The sequence below is a fragment of the Pseudomonas sp. Z1-12 genome (genome assembly GCF_051132015.1).
Lineage (GTDB): Bacteria > Pseudomonadota > Gammaproteobacteria > Pseudomonadales > Pseudomonadaceae > Aquipseudomonas > Aquipseudomonas zanjanensis.
On sequence record NZ_CP071647.1, the window covers coordinates 3072684 to 3088264 of the forward strand.

Annotated in this window: 9 protein-coding genes; 4 read left to right on the forward strand and 5 right to left on the reverse strand. The window is 62.4% G+C overall.

The annotated features are described in order from the left end of the window. Positions 1-88: 88 nt before the first annotated feature. The 4 genes from J3P85_RS13030 to J3P85_RS13045 all read right to left on the reverse strand — a co-directional run bounded on the left by J3P85_RS13030 (position 89) and on the right by J3P85_RS13045 (position 7252). Entirely contained in the window at positions 89-1513 is a 1425-nt protein-coding gene (locus J3P85_RS13030) for an efflux transporter outer membrane subunit (protein ID WP_434570052.1), read from the reverse strand. Continuing rightward, complete coding sequence (locus J3P85_RS13035) at positions 1510-4689, reverse strand: efflux RND transporter permease subunit (RefSeq protein ID WP_411384758.1); 3180 nt, start codon at positions 4687-4689, stop codon at positions 1510-1512. Before J3P85_RS13035 ends, J3P85_RS13030 begins: the two co-directional genes overlap by 4 nt. A gap of 15 nt (positions 4690-4704) precedes the next feature. Then, positions 4705-5958 (reverse strand): multidrug efflux RND transporter periplasmic adaptor subunit MexE, encoded by a 1254-nt coding sequence (mexE, locus tag J3P85_RS13040; protein WP_434706108.1) that lies wholly within the window; start codon positions 5956-5958, stop codon positions 4705-4707. A 529-nt stretch (positions 5959-6487) separates the two neighbouring features. Beyond that, positions 6488-7252: a substrate-binding periplasmic protein gene (locus tag J3P85_RS13045; RefSeq protein WP_434706109.1), complete on the reverse strand. Its 765-nt coding sequence runs from the start codon at positions 7250-7252 to the stop codon at positions 6488-6490. A 273-nt stretch (positions 7253-7525) separates the two neighbouring features. Between J3P85_RS13045 and J3P85_RS13050 the strand changes: the two genes are divergently transcribed. Beyond that, complete coding sequence (locus J3P85_RS13050) at positions 7526-8146, forward strand: TetR/AcrR family transcriptional regulator (RefSeq protein WP_434706110.1); 621 nt, start codon at positions 7526-7528, stop codon at positions 8144-8146. 115 nt (positions 8147-8261) lie between these two features. On the opposite strand, the gene J3P85_RS13055 is transcribed toward J3P85_RS13050, so the two are convergent. Continuing rightward, positions 8262-9722 carry an efflux transporter outer membrane subunit gene (locus J3P85_RS13055; RefSeq protein ID WP_434706111.1) on the reverse strand — a complete coding sequence of 487 codons (1461 nt, stop codon included), beginning with the start codon at positions 9720-9722 and terminating at the stop codon, positions 8262-8264. Between the two features lie 212 nt (positions 9723-9934). Here J3P85_RS13055 and J3P85_RS13060 point away from each other — a divergent pair, with 212 nt between their 5' ends. Genes J3P85_RS13060 through fabF form a run of 3 tightly spaced genes read left to right on the forward strand, consistent with a single transcriptional unit; the run spans position 9935 to position 15454 of the window. Next, complete coding sequence (locus J3P85_RS13060; protein ID WP_434706112.1) at positions 9935-11044, forward strand: efflux RND transporter periplasmic adaptor subunit; 1110 nt, start codon at positions 9935-9937, stop codon at positions 11042-11044. After that, a complete protein-coding gene (locus J3P85_RS13065) occupies positions 11041-14121 on the forward strand; it encodes an efflux RND transporter permease subunit (protein ID WP_434706113.1) in 3081 nt (1026 codons plus the stop codon). Before J3P85_RS13060 ends, J3P85_RS13065 begins: the two co-directional genes overlap by 4 nt. Before the next feature lie 46 nt (positions 14122-14167). Beyond that, positions 14168-15454 (forward strand): beta-ketoacyl-ACP synthase II, encoded by a 1287-nt coding sequence (gene fabF, locus J3P85_RS13070; RefSeq protein WP_434706114.1) that lies wholly within the window; start codon positions 14168-14170, stop codon positions 15452-15454. The last annotated feature ends 127 nt before the right edge of the window (positions 15455-15581 follow it).

Consider the following 15581-nt stretch of genomic DNA (forward strand, 5'->3'; position numbering starts at 1 on the left):
TAAAAAAAAGCCCCGCGTCCAAATGAGAAGCGGGGCAAAAATTTGGCTGGTTGCGGCCAACCAAAGGAGCTCGGTTGAGCCGGGCGGGTCAGTTGCTGGCGACGGTTTCCGGTTGCCAGCCGCCACCCAGGGCCTTGTAGATCGCGACGATGCCGCGGTACAGGTCCACTTCGGCCTGGGCCTGGGTGTCTTCGGCCGCCAGGCGTTCACGTTGGGCGTCGAGCAGCACGAGGAAATCCACGGTGCCTTCGCGGTAGCGAATCTCTGCCAGGTCGGCGGCGGCGCGGCTCGATTCGCTCTGGCGGATCAGCGAGATCAGCCGTTGCTGACGCTTGCCATAGTCACTGAAGGCATTTTCCGACTCTTCCAGGGCCAGCAGCACTTGCTGTTCGTAGTTCGCCAGGGCACCGTCCGCCTCGGCGTCGGCACCGCGCAAGCGCGCCCGCACGCTGCCCAGGTCGAAAGCGGCCCAAGTAATGCTCGGGCCCAGCGCCCAGGCGTTGGCGGCAGAGGAACCGATCTGCGAACCGCGTCCGGCGGTGAAACCGAGGAAACCGCTCAAGCTGACCCGTGGGAACAGGTCGGCCTTGGCCACGCCGATGCGCGCCGTGGCGGCGGCCAGTTGGCGTTCGGCACTGAGGATGTCCGGGCGCCGTTGCAGCAGTTCACCCGGGTCGCCGATGGGCAGGGCCTTGGCGATGGCCGGCAACTGTTTCGGGCTCAGGTCCACGCTGAGTTTGTCCGGGCGTTCGCCCAACAGCGTGGCGATACGATTGCGTTGGCGCGCCTGCTCGGCCTGCAGCTGTGGCACGCTGGCTTCCACCGAGGCCAGGCGCGCATCGGCACGGACCACGTCGAGCTGATCGCCGACGCCGGCATCACGCAGGCTTTCGGTGATCTTGCGCGAATCCTGCTGGTTCTTCAGGTTCGCCAGGGCGATCTTTTCCCGCAGTTGCGCGCCGCGCAGTTGACCGTAGGCATCCACCAGCTCGGCGATCATCGTCACCTGCAACTGATAGAGATCGGCTTCGATCGCCTGTTGATCGGCATCGGTGGCTTCCAGGTTGCGCTGGATGCGCCCGAACAAATCCAGTTCCCAGGCCATGTCCAGGCCCAGGTCGTAACGCTCGGAGTTGACTCGCTCGTCAGTCTGCCCCATCGGGTTCTGGCCTTTGCCCAGTTCGCTGCTGGCACGGCTGGTAATGGTCGGCATGGCGTCATTGCTGGCGTCATCGCGAATCGCCCGTGCGGCCCGCAAACGGGCGAAGGCCACGCGCAACTCGCGGTTGCCGTCCAGGGAACGGGTCACCAACGCGTTGAGGGTCGGGTCGTCGAACTGCTGCCACCAGACGCCTTCGAAACGGGCGCGGTCGAAGTTCTTCTGGCCGGCGGCGCCGTCGGTGGCGGTGGTGATATTCGCCGCCTCCGTTTGCGGTGCCTTGTAGTCCGGGCCTACGGCACAGGCACTTAATGCCAGGACCAGCAAGCTCGGCACGAACGCTTTCAAACTCATTGTTGCGCCTCCAGTTTCAAAGCCCGGGCCGCCTTGCGGGCCTCGCTGCGTTCGACGAAGTTGCGGATCAGTACATAGAAGACGGGGGTGAGCAGCAGGCCGAAGAAGGTCACGCCGAGCATCCCGGAGAACACCGCCACACCCATGGCATGGCGCATTTCCGCACCGGCGCCGCTGGAGAACACCAGGGGCACCACGCCCATGATGAAGGCGAAGGAGGTCATCAGGATCGGCCGCAGACGCAGGCGGCACGCTTCGAGGACCGCTGCCAGCGGGCTCATGCCTTCGAGCTGTTTATCCTTGGCGAACTCGACGATCAGAATCGCGTTCTTGCAGGCAAGCCCCACCAGTACGATCAAACCGATCTGGGTAAAGATGTTGTTGTCGCCACCGGAGAGGATCACCCCGGTAATCGCCGACAGCAGGGTCATCGGTACGATCAGGATCACCGCCAATGGCAGGCTCCAGCTTTCGTACTGTGCCGCGAGCACCAGGAACGCCAGCAGTACGCAGAGCGGGAACACGAACAGCGCGGTATTGCCCGAGAGGATCTGTTGGTACGTCAGGTCGGTCCACTCGTACGTCATGCCGTTGGGCAGTTCGTCCTTGAGCAGTTTCTCGATGGCTTTCTCGGCCTGGCCGGAGCTGTAGCCCGGGGCGGCAGCACCGTTGATTTCAGCGGTGATGAAGCCGTTGTAGTGCATCACGCGGTCTGGGCCCGAGGTGTCGCTGACCTTGATGAAGGTCGCCAGCGGGATCATCTCGCCACGGTTGTTGCGCACCTTGAGCTGGCCGATCTGGTCCGACTCGAGACGGAACTGCTGCTCGGCCTGGACGTTGACCTGGTAAGTACGGCCGAAGCGGTTGAAGTCGTTGGCATACAGCGAACCCAGGTAAATCTGCAGGGTGTCGAAGATGTCGCTGACGGCCACGCCGTGGGTCTTGGCTTTTTCACGGTCGATGGCAGCATCGACCTGGGGTACGTTCACGGTGTAGCTGGTGAACAACCCGGCCAGTTCCGGCACGCTGCGGCTCTTGGTGATGATGTTCATGGTTTCTTTGTACAGCTCGTCGTAGCCCAGGTTGCCCCGGTCTTCGATCTGCAGGCGGAAACCACCGATCGTGCCCAGGCCCTGTACTGGCGGCGGCGGGAAGATCGCCATGTAGGCTTCCTGGATCTCCGAGTACTTGCCGTTCAAGGCACCGGCGATGGCGCCGGCCGACATGCTCGGGTCCTTGCGCTCGTCGAAGGGCTTGAGGGTCACGAACACGATGCCGGCGTTCGGGCTGTTGGTGAAACCGTTGATCGACAGGCCCGGGAAGGCCACGGCGCTTTGAACGCCCGGTTGCTTGAGCGCCAGGTCGGACATGCGCTTGATCACATCTTCGGTGCGATCCAGGCTCGCGGCGTCCGGCAGTTGGGCGAAGGCCACCAGGTATTGCTTGTCCTGGCCGGGCACGAAGCCGGTCGGGGTAGTGGAAAAACCGAAGAACGTCAGCACCATCAGGCCCGCATAGAGCACCAGGGCGATGCCGCTGCTGCGGATGACCCGCGCGACGGTGCCCACGTAGCCATGGCTGGCGCGCTCGAAGAAGCGGTTGAATGGACGGAACAACCAGCCGCCGAAGAGCTTGTCGAGGAACTTGGAGAAACGGTCCTTGGGCGCGTCATGGCCTTTGAGCAATACGGCAGCCAGGGCGGGTGACAGGGTCAGTGAGTTGATTGCCGAGATCACCGTGGAGATGGCGATGGTCAGGGCGAACTGCTTATAGAACTGACCGGTCAAGCCACTGATGAACGCTGCCGGAACGAAGACCGCGCACAGCACCAGGGCGGTGGCGATGATCGGGCCGGTCACTTCGCCCATGGCGCGCTTCGTCGCCTCCACGGGGGTGAGGCCCAGTTCGATGTTTCGCTCGACGTTTTCCACCACCACGATGGCGTCGTCCACCACGATACCGATCGCCAGTACCAGGCCGAACAGTGACAGGGCATTCAACGAGAAGCCGAACAGGTGCATCACCGCGAACGTACCGATCAGCGAAACCGGCACCGCCACCAACGGAATGATCGAGGCGCGCCAGGTCTGCAGGAACAGGATCACCACCAGCACCACGAGGATCAGGGCTTCGAACAGGGTGTGGACCACCGCTTCGATGGAGCCGCGGACGAAGATCGTCGGGTCATAGACGATGCTGTAGTCCATCCCGGCCGGGAAGCCTTTCTTCAGTTCATCCATCTTCTCGCGAACGTCATTGGAGATCTGGATGGCGTTGGAGCCCGGCCGCTGGAAGATCGGGATCGCCACCGCCGGCTGGTTGTCCAGCAGCGAACGCAAGGCGTACTGGCTGGAGCCCAGTTCGACCCGGGCGATGTCCTTCAGGCGAGTGATTTCACCGTTGGCGCCGGAACGAATGATGATGTTCTCGAACTCTTCTTCATTGACCAGGCGCCCCTGGGTGTTGATCGATAGCTGGAAAGCCTGGGCATTCGGCGCCGGCGGCGCACCCAGGGCACCGGCGGCCACTTGACGGTTCTGCTCACGGATCGCGGTGACCACGTCGGTGGCGGTCAGGTTGCGCGAGGCGGTCTTGTTCGGATCCAGCCAGACGCGCAGGGAATAGTCGCCCATGCCGAACAATTGCACATCACCCACGCCGCCCAGGCGCGCCAGCTCATCCTTGATGTTGAGCAGGGCATAGTTGGACAGGTAGAGCATGTCGTAGCGTTGGTCCGGCGAGGTCAAGTGCACGACCATGGTCAGGTCGGGCGATGCCTTGTCCACCGTGATGCCGATCCGGGTCACTTCTTCCGGCAGCTTGGGCTCGGTCCGGGTGACGCGGTTCTGCACCTGCACCTGGGCGTTGTCCAGGTCGGTGCCGAGGGCGAAGGTGATGGTCAGGGTAATCTTGCCGTCAGCGGTGGACTGCGAGGACATGTACAACATGTTCTCGACGCCGGTGATGGCCTGCTCCAGGGGCGCGGCCACGGTTTCGCCGATGACCTTGGGGTTGGCGCCCGGGAAGTTGGCGCGTACGACCACGGTCGGCGGCACGACTTCCGGGTATTCGCTGATCGGTAGCTGGAACAGCGAGATGGCGCCGGCGATCAGGATCAGCAGCGAAAGCACTGCTGCGAAGATCGGCCGCGAAATGAAGAACTGGGAAAATTTCATCTTGGATTCAGTCCCTTAGTCGCGTGGGGTCGCAGCGGCCAGTTTGCCTGCCGAGCCTGACGCCGCCTTGGAGGGCGCGACTTGGGGCAGGTTGCTGGCTTCGAGCGCTTTACGTTGTTGTGCCAGGGCGGCAATGGTTTCTTCGCTGGCCATCGGCACGGTTTCAGGCGTGACCGGTGCACCCGGACGAGCCCGTTGCAGCCCCTTGACGATGATGGTGTCGTCCTTGTTCAGGCCGCTGCGCACGATGCGCAGGCCTTCGATCTTCGGCCCCAGCTCGACGGCGCGGTAGGCCGGCTTGTTTTCGGCGTCCATCACCAAGACGAATTTCTTGCCCAGGTCGGTGCCCACCGCTTCGTCGTTGATCAGCACGGCGGCGTAGGTGCCGCTGCCCACCAGCTTCAAGCGGGCGTACAGGCCTGGGGTGTAGGCGCCATCCTTGTTGTCGAACACCGCGCGACCACGGATGGTGCCGGTCTGCGGGTTGACCTGGTTGTCGACGAAGTTCATCTGGCCCAGGTGCGGGTTGCCGTCCTCGTTGGACAGGCCCATGTAGACCGGCGTGGCCTGGCCGCGCTGGCCCTGGCGGGCGAGTTGGGTGTACTTGAGGAAGACCCGCTCGTCGGCGTCGAAGTAGGCGTAGACCTTGTCGGTGGACACGACGCTGGTCAGCGGCGTGACGTCGGCGGTTACCAGGTTGCCGGCGGTGATTTCCGCCCGGCTGACGCGACCACTGATGGGCGAGGTAACCCGGGTGAAGCTCAGGTTCAGTTTCGCCAGGTCCAATTGCGCCTGGATGGCTGCGGCAGCGGCGCGGGCTTCCTGGGCGGCGCTGGTGCGCGAATCCGCCAGCTCGGCGGAAATGGCATTGCTCAAGCGCAGGCGTTCGCCACGTTGGGCTTCATTCTCGCTGCGGGTGGCGGTGGCGCGGGCCTGGGCCAGTTGCGCTTCGAGACGACGGACTTCAGCCTGGAAGGGGCGAGGGTCGATCTGGAACAACAGGTCGCCCTTCTTGACCAGCGCGCCTTCGGTGAAGGCCACTTCGTCGATCTGCCCGGAAACCCGCGGACGGATCTCAACGGTTTCTGGCGCTTCGAGGCGACCGGTGAATTCATCCCATTCGTTGACAGGTTGCTCCAACACCTTGGCCACACTGACTTTGGCCGGCGGCATGGACGCTGCCGTGTCGGGAGTCTTGCCGCAGGCGCTCATCACCAGCACCGCCAGCAGCGCGAGGGGAAAACGCAGTTTTGAAAGTGAATGTTCCATGGATAGCATCCGCCAATGTATTGAGAATGGGCGGATGATGCGTGGCGCAAGACACCGGAACGAATCGAATGAAGCAAAGGTAACTATCATTCAGAATGATATAAGCCATCAATGAGACCTCTAGTCCGGGCAATGCACCGCTTTTTTTGGGAACCGATGGGCCCGTGGCGAGGGAGCTTGCTCCCGCTGGGCTGCGCAGCAGCCCCAAAACCAGGCACCGCGTGGCGTCAGGCAGAGCGCATGCAGCTTATTGGGGCCGCTTCGCGCCCCAGCGGGAGCAAGCTCCATCGCCACGGGGTTGAGTGCCCGGCATCAGGTCTGGAAACACCCGAGCCCCCTGTGGGAGCCGAGCTTGCTCGCGATGACGGTTGCCCAGCCAACATCACCGCCAGCTGACCCACCGCTTTCGCGAGCAGGCTCGCTCCCACAATGGCTTCGGCAAGTCTTGAGTGAGTGGATTGCCCAAGGGCGGGCTTTGCTTTCTTGTTATCAAGCTTATTGATGTTCGCCGGGTGAGCTTGACCCAAGCCTAATGCGGCAGATACAGGTCATGGACACGCTTGACGGTCCCATCCGCGCGAAGCGCTTCAACCGCTTCGCGCAAATGCTCGACCATTTCTGGCGAGCATTGCTTCGAACAGGCCAGGTAAAGGTCGGCGCTGCTGCCGACCTTGCTCATGAGCAGTTTGCGCTTGGACACCTTCGGCCAGATGTATCGACTCTCCGGCACGCCGTTGAACCAGGCATCGATACGCCCCATCAACAGCATCTGGGCGGGATTGTCGCCAATGGCCAGCGGGTAGATCTGTTCATCGCTGAAGCCTTCGGTGCGCAGGATATCTTCCTGTGCACTGCCCAGGCCGACGCCGATCTTGCGGTAGGTTTCCTTGGCCTGGGCGAAGCTGCTCACCCGTCGTTCAAGGCTGAAAAAAGCTCGCTCCATGGGCATGATCGAGGCGATCCAGGTGAAACGATCCTCTCGGGTGGGGATGCGCGAAAGAGGTGCGATCAGGTGGTCATGTTCTTCACTGACGTGCTTTTGTGCCCGGGCCCAGGGAAGCACATGGATCTTTACCGTATAGCCAGCCTTGGTCATGGCTGCCGCGGCGACATCGCCCACGATGCCGTAGCCCCTGGGATCGTTGACGAACGTCAGGGGCGGAGCGTCGAGAATGTGCAGTTCAATTTCCAAGGTTTCAGCGCCGGCGTTGTGCACGACCAGCAACGGTACCAATAGACAAAGCCTGGATAGCGCCTTGGTGGGAACATTCAAAACGCGTTTGCTCAGGCTCATGGTCGATACTTCAGGCGTTGGAAAGTGGCGCCATTCTACGGGGCGGCGCCGGAAACAGCGTGCTGCAGGCCGTTTTATGTGATGCGGCGCACCCCGAGTGGGTTCGCCGCAGTCGTTTTATCAGGACACGCCAGTCTGTTGCGTTGGCCTGACTGCGTGTATCTGAAGGTATAGATCATTGCATCGACAAAAGCCTTTAATCTGGTGCTTTGTGACGATATCAATGAGTGGTCACAAGTTGTCAACGATCTTCAGGATGCGTAAGCTGCCCCCATGAACCAGCCATCCCTACCTTCGCCCAGTACCCGCGGCCCAGTCGATCATGACATTCGCCACCAGATTGTCGCGGCGGCCAATGAGCATTTCAGTCAATACGGTTATGGCAAGACCACGGTGTCCGACCTGGCCAAGGCCATCGGTTTCTCCAAGGCCTACATCTACAAGTTCTTCGACTCCAAGCAGGCGATTGGCGAGGCCATCTGTAGCCAGTGCCTGGCCGAAATCGTCGCGGCGGTGGAGCAGGCCATCAGTGAAGACGGGCTTTCGGCGACGGAGCGTTTTCGCCGCTTGGTCAAGGCCCTGATCACTACGGGTGTGAACCTGTTTTTCAATGATCGCAAGCTCTATGACATTGCGGCGTTTTCCGCGTCGGAGCGCTGGCCCAGTTCGCAAGTCTATAACGCACGGATCAAGAACTTCGTGCTGCAGATCGTGCGTGAGGGGCGGGAGCTTGGAGAGTTCGAGCGCAAGACGCCATTGGATGAGACGGTCGACGCGATCCATCTGGCGCTGCGGCCGTTCGTCAATCCTTTGCTGTTGCAACACAACCTCGATTACGTCGACGATGCCCCCACGCTTACCTGTAATCTCATCTTGCGTAGCCTCATGCCGTGAGCTTTGGCTGACGGTAACCGCGCATCAGTACCAGCTGTAACGGCTTTGCCTTTCTCTTGAGTGGATCCGCCATTTTTGTGACCAATCACATAGTTGGTCATGAGGGTCGATTCAGTCAGCGAGCCGCCACCGGCTGGCCTTCAGCAGGCTCCCAGCCACCACCCAGCGCCCTGAATGCCGCCACCGCGGCCCGTGCCGATTCTGTGCGTGCTTGCACCCGTGCGTCGGAGACCTGCAGCAGCGTCGCGTCGGCATTGAGGACGTCGATCAGGCTGGCGGTGCCTTTTTGATAGGCAATGAACGAGGATTGGCGGGCTTGCGTCAGCGAGGTTTCGCCCTGGGTGAGGGTGTTCGCCTGGGATTCTCGATTCACCAGCGCGGAAAAGGCGTTCTCGACGTCCTCGGTGGCGCGCAGTGCGGATTGGCGATAAGCCGCCAGCGCTTCGGCTTCCTGCCCCTTGGCCTGGTCGATTTGCGCATTGATGCGGCCAAAGTCAAAGAGTCTCCAGCGCAGTCCCAGCGCGCCCGCCGCCTGGCTGGCATCACCGGTGAAAAGGTTGCCGGCGGAAACTGCCGTGGCACTGCCCAGCAACGCGCTAAGGGAAAATGTCGGGTAGTACTCGGCGATGGCCTCGCCGATACGCGCATTGGAGGCGGCCAAACGACGCTCGGCCGCGATCAGGTCTGGCCGGCGGCGCAATAGATCGGCAGGGGCGCCCATGGTCGTTATCTGTGGCGCCAAAGGGATGCTCCGTCCATTTGCCAACTGCCCGCGATAGGTGCCGGGCGGGGTGCCGAGCATGACATCCAGGGCGTTAATGGCCGCGTCCAGGCCCGTTTGCAGCACGGGCCTCGTCGCCTGGACCTGCGAGAGGGTGCCCTCGACCTGATGAACCTGATAGCTGGCCGCAAGGCCCTTGCTGTAGAGCAGTTGGACTTTCTCCAACAGGTCCTGCTGTGTCTTGACTTGTCGGTTGGCAATGTCCAGCCGCGCCTGCAGTCCCCGGGCAGTGATGTAGAGGTCGGCAGTCTGTGCGGCGACGGCCAGGCGTGTGGCCGCGACACCTGCCTCGCTGGCCTGGTACTCGGCCAGCGCCGCTTCGCGTCCGCGGCGCAGGCCGCCAAAGAGGTCCATTTCCCAACTGGCGCCCAGGTTGAGTTCGTAGGCGCTGCCGTAGCGATCGTAGCCAGGTGTCGAGTCCAGCACTTGGCCCAGTGGCGTTTCCACGGATTGGTAGGCGCGCGCAGCCTGGCCGTTGATGTTTCCAGAGGGCAATAACGCCGCATTGGCAGCCCCCAGGCCGGCCCGCGCCTGGGTGACACGGGCCGATGCCTGCGCCAGGTCCAGGTTCTGATCGAGCGCCTTGGCAATCAGCTCGCTGAGCACCGGATCGGCAAAACCTTCCCACCATGTAGCCAGGCTGGCCGGCGTCGCTGCGGTCCTTTGTTCGACAGAGGCCTGGCCCAGGTAGCGATGGGCGAGCGCAGTGTCTGGACGTTGATAATCCGGACCGACAGTGCAGCCTGCCATCATGCTGAAGCTCACCAACCAAGCAGCGGGGCGTAGGGGCGACATTGGGATTCCTGGAGTTGTGGATGATTTGTGACCATATTATATTGTGGTCACTTCCTGTCAATGAGCACTCATGGGCAAACATTTGTAATGTGACTGAATAAAGGTTACGAGGGAGGTTAATTAGGGTGTGAATCGGATTGTGACCATTGACAGTAATAGTCACGAGATTGAGAATGCGGTCTTTCTGTCCTCATTTGCCAAAAAGGGAACCTATGCGCCGGCTCCGACCTGTCACCTTTGCCGCTTGCTTGTTGCCGCTCGTCCTGACGGCGTGTGGCGACTCCTCCACCACCCAAGACCCGCGCACCCTTGCCCCGTTGGTGCGGGTCGCCCAAATTCAAGGTTCGTCCGACGCCACGCGTTCTTTTACTGGCGTGGTGGCCGCTCGTGTCCAAAGTGACCTGGGCTTCCGGGTGTCGGGCAAGGTGCTCGAACGTTTGGTCGATACCGGGCAGGCGGTAAAACGCGGTCAGCCGCTCATGCGCCTCGACCCCATCGACCTGGGGTTGCAAGCCCGAGCGCAGCAAGAAGCAGTCTCTGCCGCCAGGGCCCGGGCCAAGCAGACCGCCGATGACGAAGCGCGCTATCGCGATCTGGTTGCCGCAGGCGCTATTTCCGCATCGGGTTACGACCAGATCAAAGCCGCCGCCGACACCGCCAAGGCCCAACTCAGCGCCGCTCAGGCCCAGGCTGACGTCGCCCGGAACGCATCGGGTTATGCCGTGTTGCTTGCCGATGCCGACGGTGTCGTGATGGACACGCTGGCCGAACCCGGGCAAGTCGTCAGCCCCGGGCAAACCGTGGTTCGACTGGCGCGGGCCGGGCAGCGTGAAGCGGTTGTGCAGTTGCCTGAGACCCTGCGACCTGCCGCAGGTGCCACCGCCCAGGCGACGCTGTATGGCGCTGGCACGGGTGCCGTCACCGCAAAGTTGAGGCTGCTGTCGGATTCGGCCGACCGCGTGACGCGCACTTTCGAGGCCCGGTATGTGCTGGAGGGAGCGTTGGCGAATGCACCGCTGGGGGCGACCGTTACGCTGCGCATCGCCGAAGGTTCCGCGCAACGGCAAGCGCTGCAAGTGCCGATAGCGGCCATTTATGATTCGGGAAAAGGTACCGGCGTATGGAGCATTGACGGCGAACCGGCGAAAGTCATCTGGCGACCTGTGCAAGTCCTGGGTCTGAGCGACGACGCCGCGCGCGTCACCGGTGATCTCAACGTGGGCGAGCGCATTGTCGGGCTCGGCGCCCATCTGCTGCGCGAGGGTGAAGAAGTGCGGCTGGCGCAACCGGGTGACGTGAAGGTTGCCGGGGGCCGTCCATGAGCCTCAATCTGTCGGCACTCGCCGTTCGCGAGCGATCCATTACCGTGTTTCTGATTTTCCTGATCGCCGTCGCGGGGACCTTGGCGTTCTTCCAGTTGGGGCGCGCCGAGGACCCACCGTTTACGGTCAAGCAGTTGACCGTCATCACCGCATGGCCGGGCGCAACCGCTCAGGAAATGCAGGACCAGATCGCCGAGCCGCTTGAAAAACGCTTGCAGGAATTGAAGTGGTACGACCGCACGGAAACCTACACCCGTCCCGGCCTGGCCTTCACCATGGTGTCGCTGGTCGATCGCACGCCACCTTCGCAGGTGCAGGAGGAGTTCTATCAGGCGCGCAAAAAACTCCAGGACGAAGCGCTCAAGTTGCCGGCCGGCGTCATCGGGCCAATGGTCAATGACGAGTTTTCCGATGTGACGTTCGCGCTGTTCGCCCTGAAAGCCAAGGGCGAGCCGCAGCGATTGCTGGTGCGTGATGCCGAAGCGTTGCGCCAGCGCCTGCTGCACGTGGCGGGGGTGAAAAAAGTCAACATCATCGGCGAGCGGGCCGAGCGAATCTTCATTTCCTTCTCCCATGATCGGCTGGCCACCCTGGGCGTCTCGCCCCAGGATATTTTCGCGGCGTTGAACAGCCAAAATGCGCTCACGCCAGCCGGTTCGATCGAAACCAATGGACCGCAGGTTTTCCTTCGGGTCGACGGCGCGTTCGATAAGTTGGCGAAAATTCGCGACACGCCCCTGGCGATTCAAGGGCGCACGCTCAAGCTCTCGGACGTGGCGACCGTCGAGCGTGGCTACGAGGATCCAGCCACGTTCCTGGTGCGCAATAACGGTGAAGACGCGCTGTTGCTGGGCGTCGTGATGCGTGAAGGCTGGAACGGCCTGGACCTGGGCAAGGCCCTGGATGCGGAGACGACCAAGATCAACCAAGACATGCCCTTGGGCATGACCCTCACCAAAGTCACCGACCAATCGGTGAACATCGACTCGGCCGTCGGCGAATTCATGGTCAAGTTCTTCGTCGCGTTGCTGGTGGTGATGATCGTCTGCTTTCTCAGCATGGGTTGGCGTGTGGGGGTGGTGGTCGCGGCGGCGGTGCCATTGACGTTGGCCGTGGTGTTCGTGGTCATGGCGGCCACTGGCAAGAATTTTGACCGCATCACCCTGGGATCACTGATCCTGGCGCTCGGGTTGTTGGTGGACGATGCCATCATCGCCATCGAAATGATGGTGGTGAAGATGGAGGAGGGCTACGACCGGATCAAGGCCTCCGCCTATGCCTGGAGCCATACCGCCGCGCCGATGTTGTCCGGTACGCTGGTGACAGCGATCGGATTCATGCCCAACGGTTTCGCCCAATCGACCGCCGGCGAGTACACCAGCAACATGTTCTGGATCGTCGGTATCGCGCTGATCGCGTCCTGGGTGGTGGCGGTAGCGTTCACCCCTTACCTGGGGGTGAAGATGTTGCCGGACATCAAACAGGTCGAGGGTGGCCACGCAGCCATCTATAACACTCGCCACTACAATCGTTTTCGCCAGGTCCTGACCCGGGTCATCGCGGGCAAATGGTGGGTGGCCGGCACAGTGGTCACGACATTTGTCGTGGCGATCCTCGGCATGGGCCTGGTCAAGAAACAGTTTTTCCCGACCTCCGACCGCCCCGAGGTGCTGATCGAAGTGCAAATGCCCTATGGCACTTCCATCGAGCAGACCAGCGCCACCACCGTCAAGGTCGAGGCCTGGTTGCAGAAACAGGACGAGGCGAAAATCGTCACGGCCTACATCGGCCAGGGGGCGCCACGTTTCTACCTGGCGATGGCGCCGGAACTGCCCGATCCATCGTTCGCCAAGATCGTCGTGTTGACCGACAGCCAGGAAGCGCGCGAGACCCTCAAGTTTCGTCTTCGCGAGGCGGCAGCCGAGGGGCTTGCCCCGGAGGCGCGTATCCGCGTGACGCAACTGGTGTTCGGCCCGTATTCACCGTATCCGGTTGCCTACCGGGTGATGGGGCCGGATCCGTCGAAGTTGCGCGAGATCGCGGCGCAGGTCCAGGGCGTCATGCAGGCGAGCCCGTTGATGCGGACCGTCAATACCGACTGGGGGCCACTGACGCCGACGTTGCATTTCACCCTGGACCAGGACCGTTTGCAGGCGGTAGGCCTGACGTCCAATGCGGTCGCGCAGCAATTGCAATTCCTGCTGGCGGGGGTGCCGATCACGGCGGTTCGCGAGGACATCCGCTCGGTGCAGGTGGTCGGTCGTGCGGCCGGTGATATTCGCCTCGACCCGGCCAGGATCGAGGGCTTTACCCTGGTGGGTGCGGCGGGCCAGCGTATTCCGCTGTCCCAGGTGGGCGAGGTCGATGTGCGCATGGAGGATCCGATTCTTCGCCGTCGAGACCGCACCCCGACCATGACCGTGCGCGGCGACATTGCCGAAGGCTTGCAGCCACCGGACGTATCGAGCGCGATCATCAAGGCCCTGCAGCCGATCATCGACACCCTGCCGAGCGGCTATCGGATCGAGCAGGCAGGCGCCATCGAGGAGTCGGGCAAGGCCGGCAAGGCGATCGTGCCGCTGGTGCCGATCATGGTGGCCCTGACCCTGCTGATCATCATCGTGCAGGTGCGTTCGATCTCGGCCATGATCATGGTGTTCCTCACCGCGCCCCTGGGTTTGATTGGGGTGGTGCCGACGTTGCTGATCTTCCAGCAGCCGTTCGGGATCAACGCCCTGGTCGGCCTGATCGCGCTCTCGGGCATCCTGATGCGCAACACGCTGATCCTGATCGGGCAGATCCATCATAACAAGCAAGAGGGGCTGGAACCCTTCCATGCGGTCATCGAAGCCACGGTGCAACGGGCGCGCCCGGTCCTGCTGACGGCGTTGGCGGCCATCCTGGCCTTTATCCCATTAACGCACTCGGTGTTCTGGGGCACGCTGGCCTACACGCTGATCGGCGGCACGTTCGTCGGCACCATCATGACGTTGGTGTTCCTGCCGGCGATGTACGCCATCTGGTTCAAGATCCGTCCTGACGCGCCAGCGCACACCCCGGCAGCACCGTTGGCGTAAGCCAGCCATTGAATGAACGTCGACTGAGCAAATGAAGAGGTTTCAAATGATGACTTCCCAAGGGCAAAAACGCATCGTCGTCACTGGCGTGGGCATTGTCGGCCCGCTGGGTTGTGGCGTGGAGGAAGTCTGGCCGCGCTTGCTGGCTGGGCGCTCCGGTATTCGTCTCCTGTCTGGCGATATTACCGAGGGGACGGGCGTGGCCGTGGGCGGCCAGGTGCCGTCGTTGGAAGAAGACCCCATCGCCGGCTACGACCCCGAGCGCATCATCCCAGCCAAGGATCGCAAGAAAATGGATCGCTTCATTGAGTTCGCCCTGGTGGCGGCCGAAGAAGCGTTGCAACAGGCGGGCTGGCAACCGACCGATGCCCACGACCAGGAGCGGACGGCGACGATCATTGCTTCGGGCGTGGGTGGCTTTGGCGCGATTGCCGGTGCGGTTCGCACCACTGATGAGCGTGGTCCGCGCCGATTGTCACCGTTCACGGCGCCGGCCTTTCTTGCCAACATGGCGGCTGGGCACGTGTCCATCCGTCACGGTTTCAAAGGCCCGCTCGGTGCGCCGGTCACTGCCTGTGCGGCGGGGGTGCAGGCCATTGGCGATGCGGCCAGGCTTATCCGCAGCGGCGAGGCGGATGTCGCCGTATGCGGCGGGACGGAAGCCGCGATAGATCGAGTGACCCTGGGATGTTTTGCCGCCGCTCGCGCGCTGTCCACCGGTTTTGCCGAGCGCCCGCAAGAGGCGTCGCGGCCTTTCGATCGAGATCGCGACGGCTTTGTCATGGCCGAGGGGGCAGGGCTGCTGGTGATCGAGTCGCTGGAACACGCCCTTGCCCGCGGCGCCAAGCCGTTGGCGGAGTTGGTCGGTTACGGCACCAGCGCCGATGCCTACCACCTGACCGCCGGCCCGGAAGATGGCAATGGCGCCCGGCGCGCGATGGAGCAGGCGTTGCGCCAGGCTGCGGTCAGCCCTTCAGACGTGCAGCATATCAATGCCCATGCGACGTCCACCCAGGTTGGCGACAACGGTGAGCTGGCGGCGATTCGCTCGGTGTTCGGGCGCGGTTGCGATGTGGCGATCACCTCCACCAAGTCTGCCACTGGGCATCTGTTGGGGGCGGCGGGTGGTATCGAGGCTATTTTTACGGTGTTGGCGCTTCGGGACCAGATTGTTCCGCCGACCTTGAACCTGGTTCATCCTGACGAGGGGGCTGCGGGGCTTGATCTGGTTGGTCTTTGTGCCAGGGAGATGCCGATTACCCATGCGCTTTCCAATGGGTTTGGGTTTGGTGGGGTTAATGCCAGTGTGTTGTTTCGTCGTTGGGAGGCGTGAGTTTGGGTAGTTAAGGTGGTGTGTATATCCATTATTTAGGTAACGGCCGCTTGCGGTTCCGCCCTTACGGCGGGTCACTTTTGGAAGAGCGCCAAAAGTAACCAAAAGCGCTTTGCCCCACCACTCG

Bases quoted from the DNA above. Each gene is read 5' to 3' on its own strand.
- J3P85_RS13050 (WP_434706110.1), top strand. From the start codon at position 7,526: ATGAACCAGCCATCCCTACCTTCGCCCAGTACCCGCGGCCCAGTCGAT.
- J3P85_RS13060 (WP_434706112.1), top strand. From the start codon at position 9,935: ATGCGCCGGCTCCGACCTGTCACCTTTGCCGCTTGCTTGTTGCCGCTC.
- J3P85_RS13065 (WP_434706113.1), top strand. From the start codon at position 11,041: ATGAGCCTCAATCTGTCGGCACTCGCCGTTCGCGAGCGATCCATTACC.
- J3P85_RS13030 (WP_434570052.1), bottom strand. From the start codon at position 1,513: ATGAGTTTGAAAGCGTTCGTGCCGAGCTTGCTGGTCCTGGCATTAAGT.
- fabF (WP_434706114.1), top strand. From the start codon at position 14,168: ATGATGACTTCCCAAGGGCAAAAACGCATCGTCGTCACTGGCGTGGGC.
- mexE (WP_434706108.1), bottom strand. From the start codon at position 5,958: ATGGAACATTCACTTTCAAAACTGCGTTTTCCCCTCGCGCTGCTGGCG.
- J3P85_RS13045 (WP_434706109.1), bottom strand. From the start codon at position 7,252: ATGAGCCTGAGCAAACGCGTTTTGAATGTTCCCACCAAGGCGCTATCC.
- J3P85_RS13055 (WP_434706111.1), bottom strand. From the start codon at position 9,722: ATGTCGCCCCTACGCCCCGCTGCTTGGTTGGTGAGCTTCAGCATGATG.
- J3P85_RS13035 (WP_411384758.1), bottom strand. From the start codon at position 4,689: ATGAAATTTTCCCAGTTCTTCATTTCGCGGCCGATCTTCGCAGCAGTG.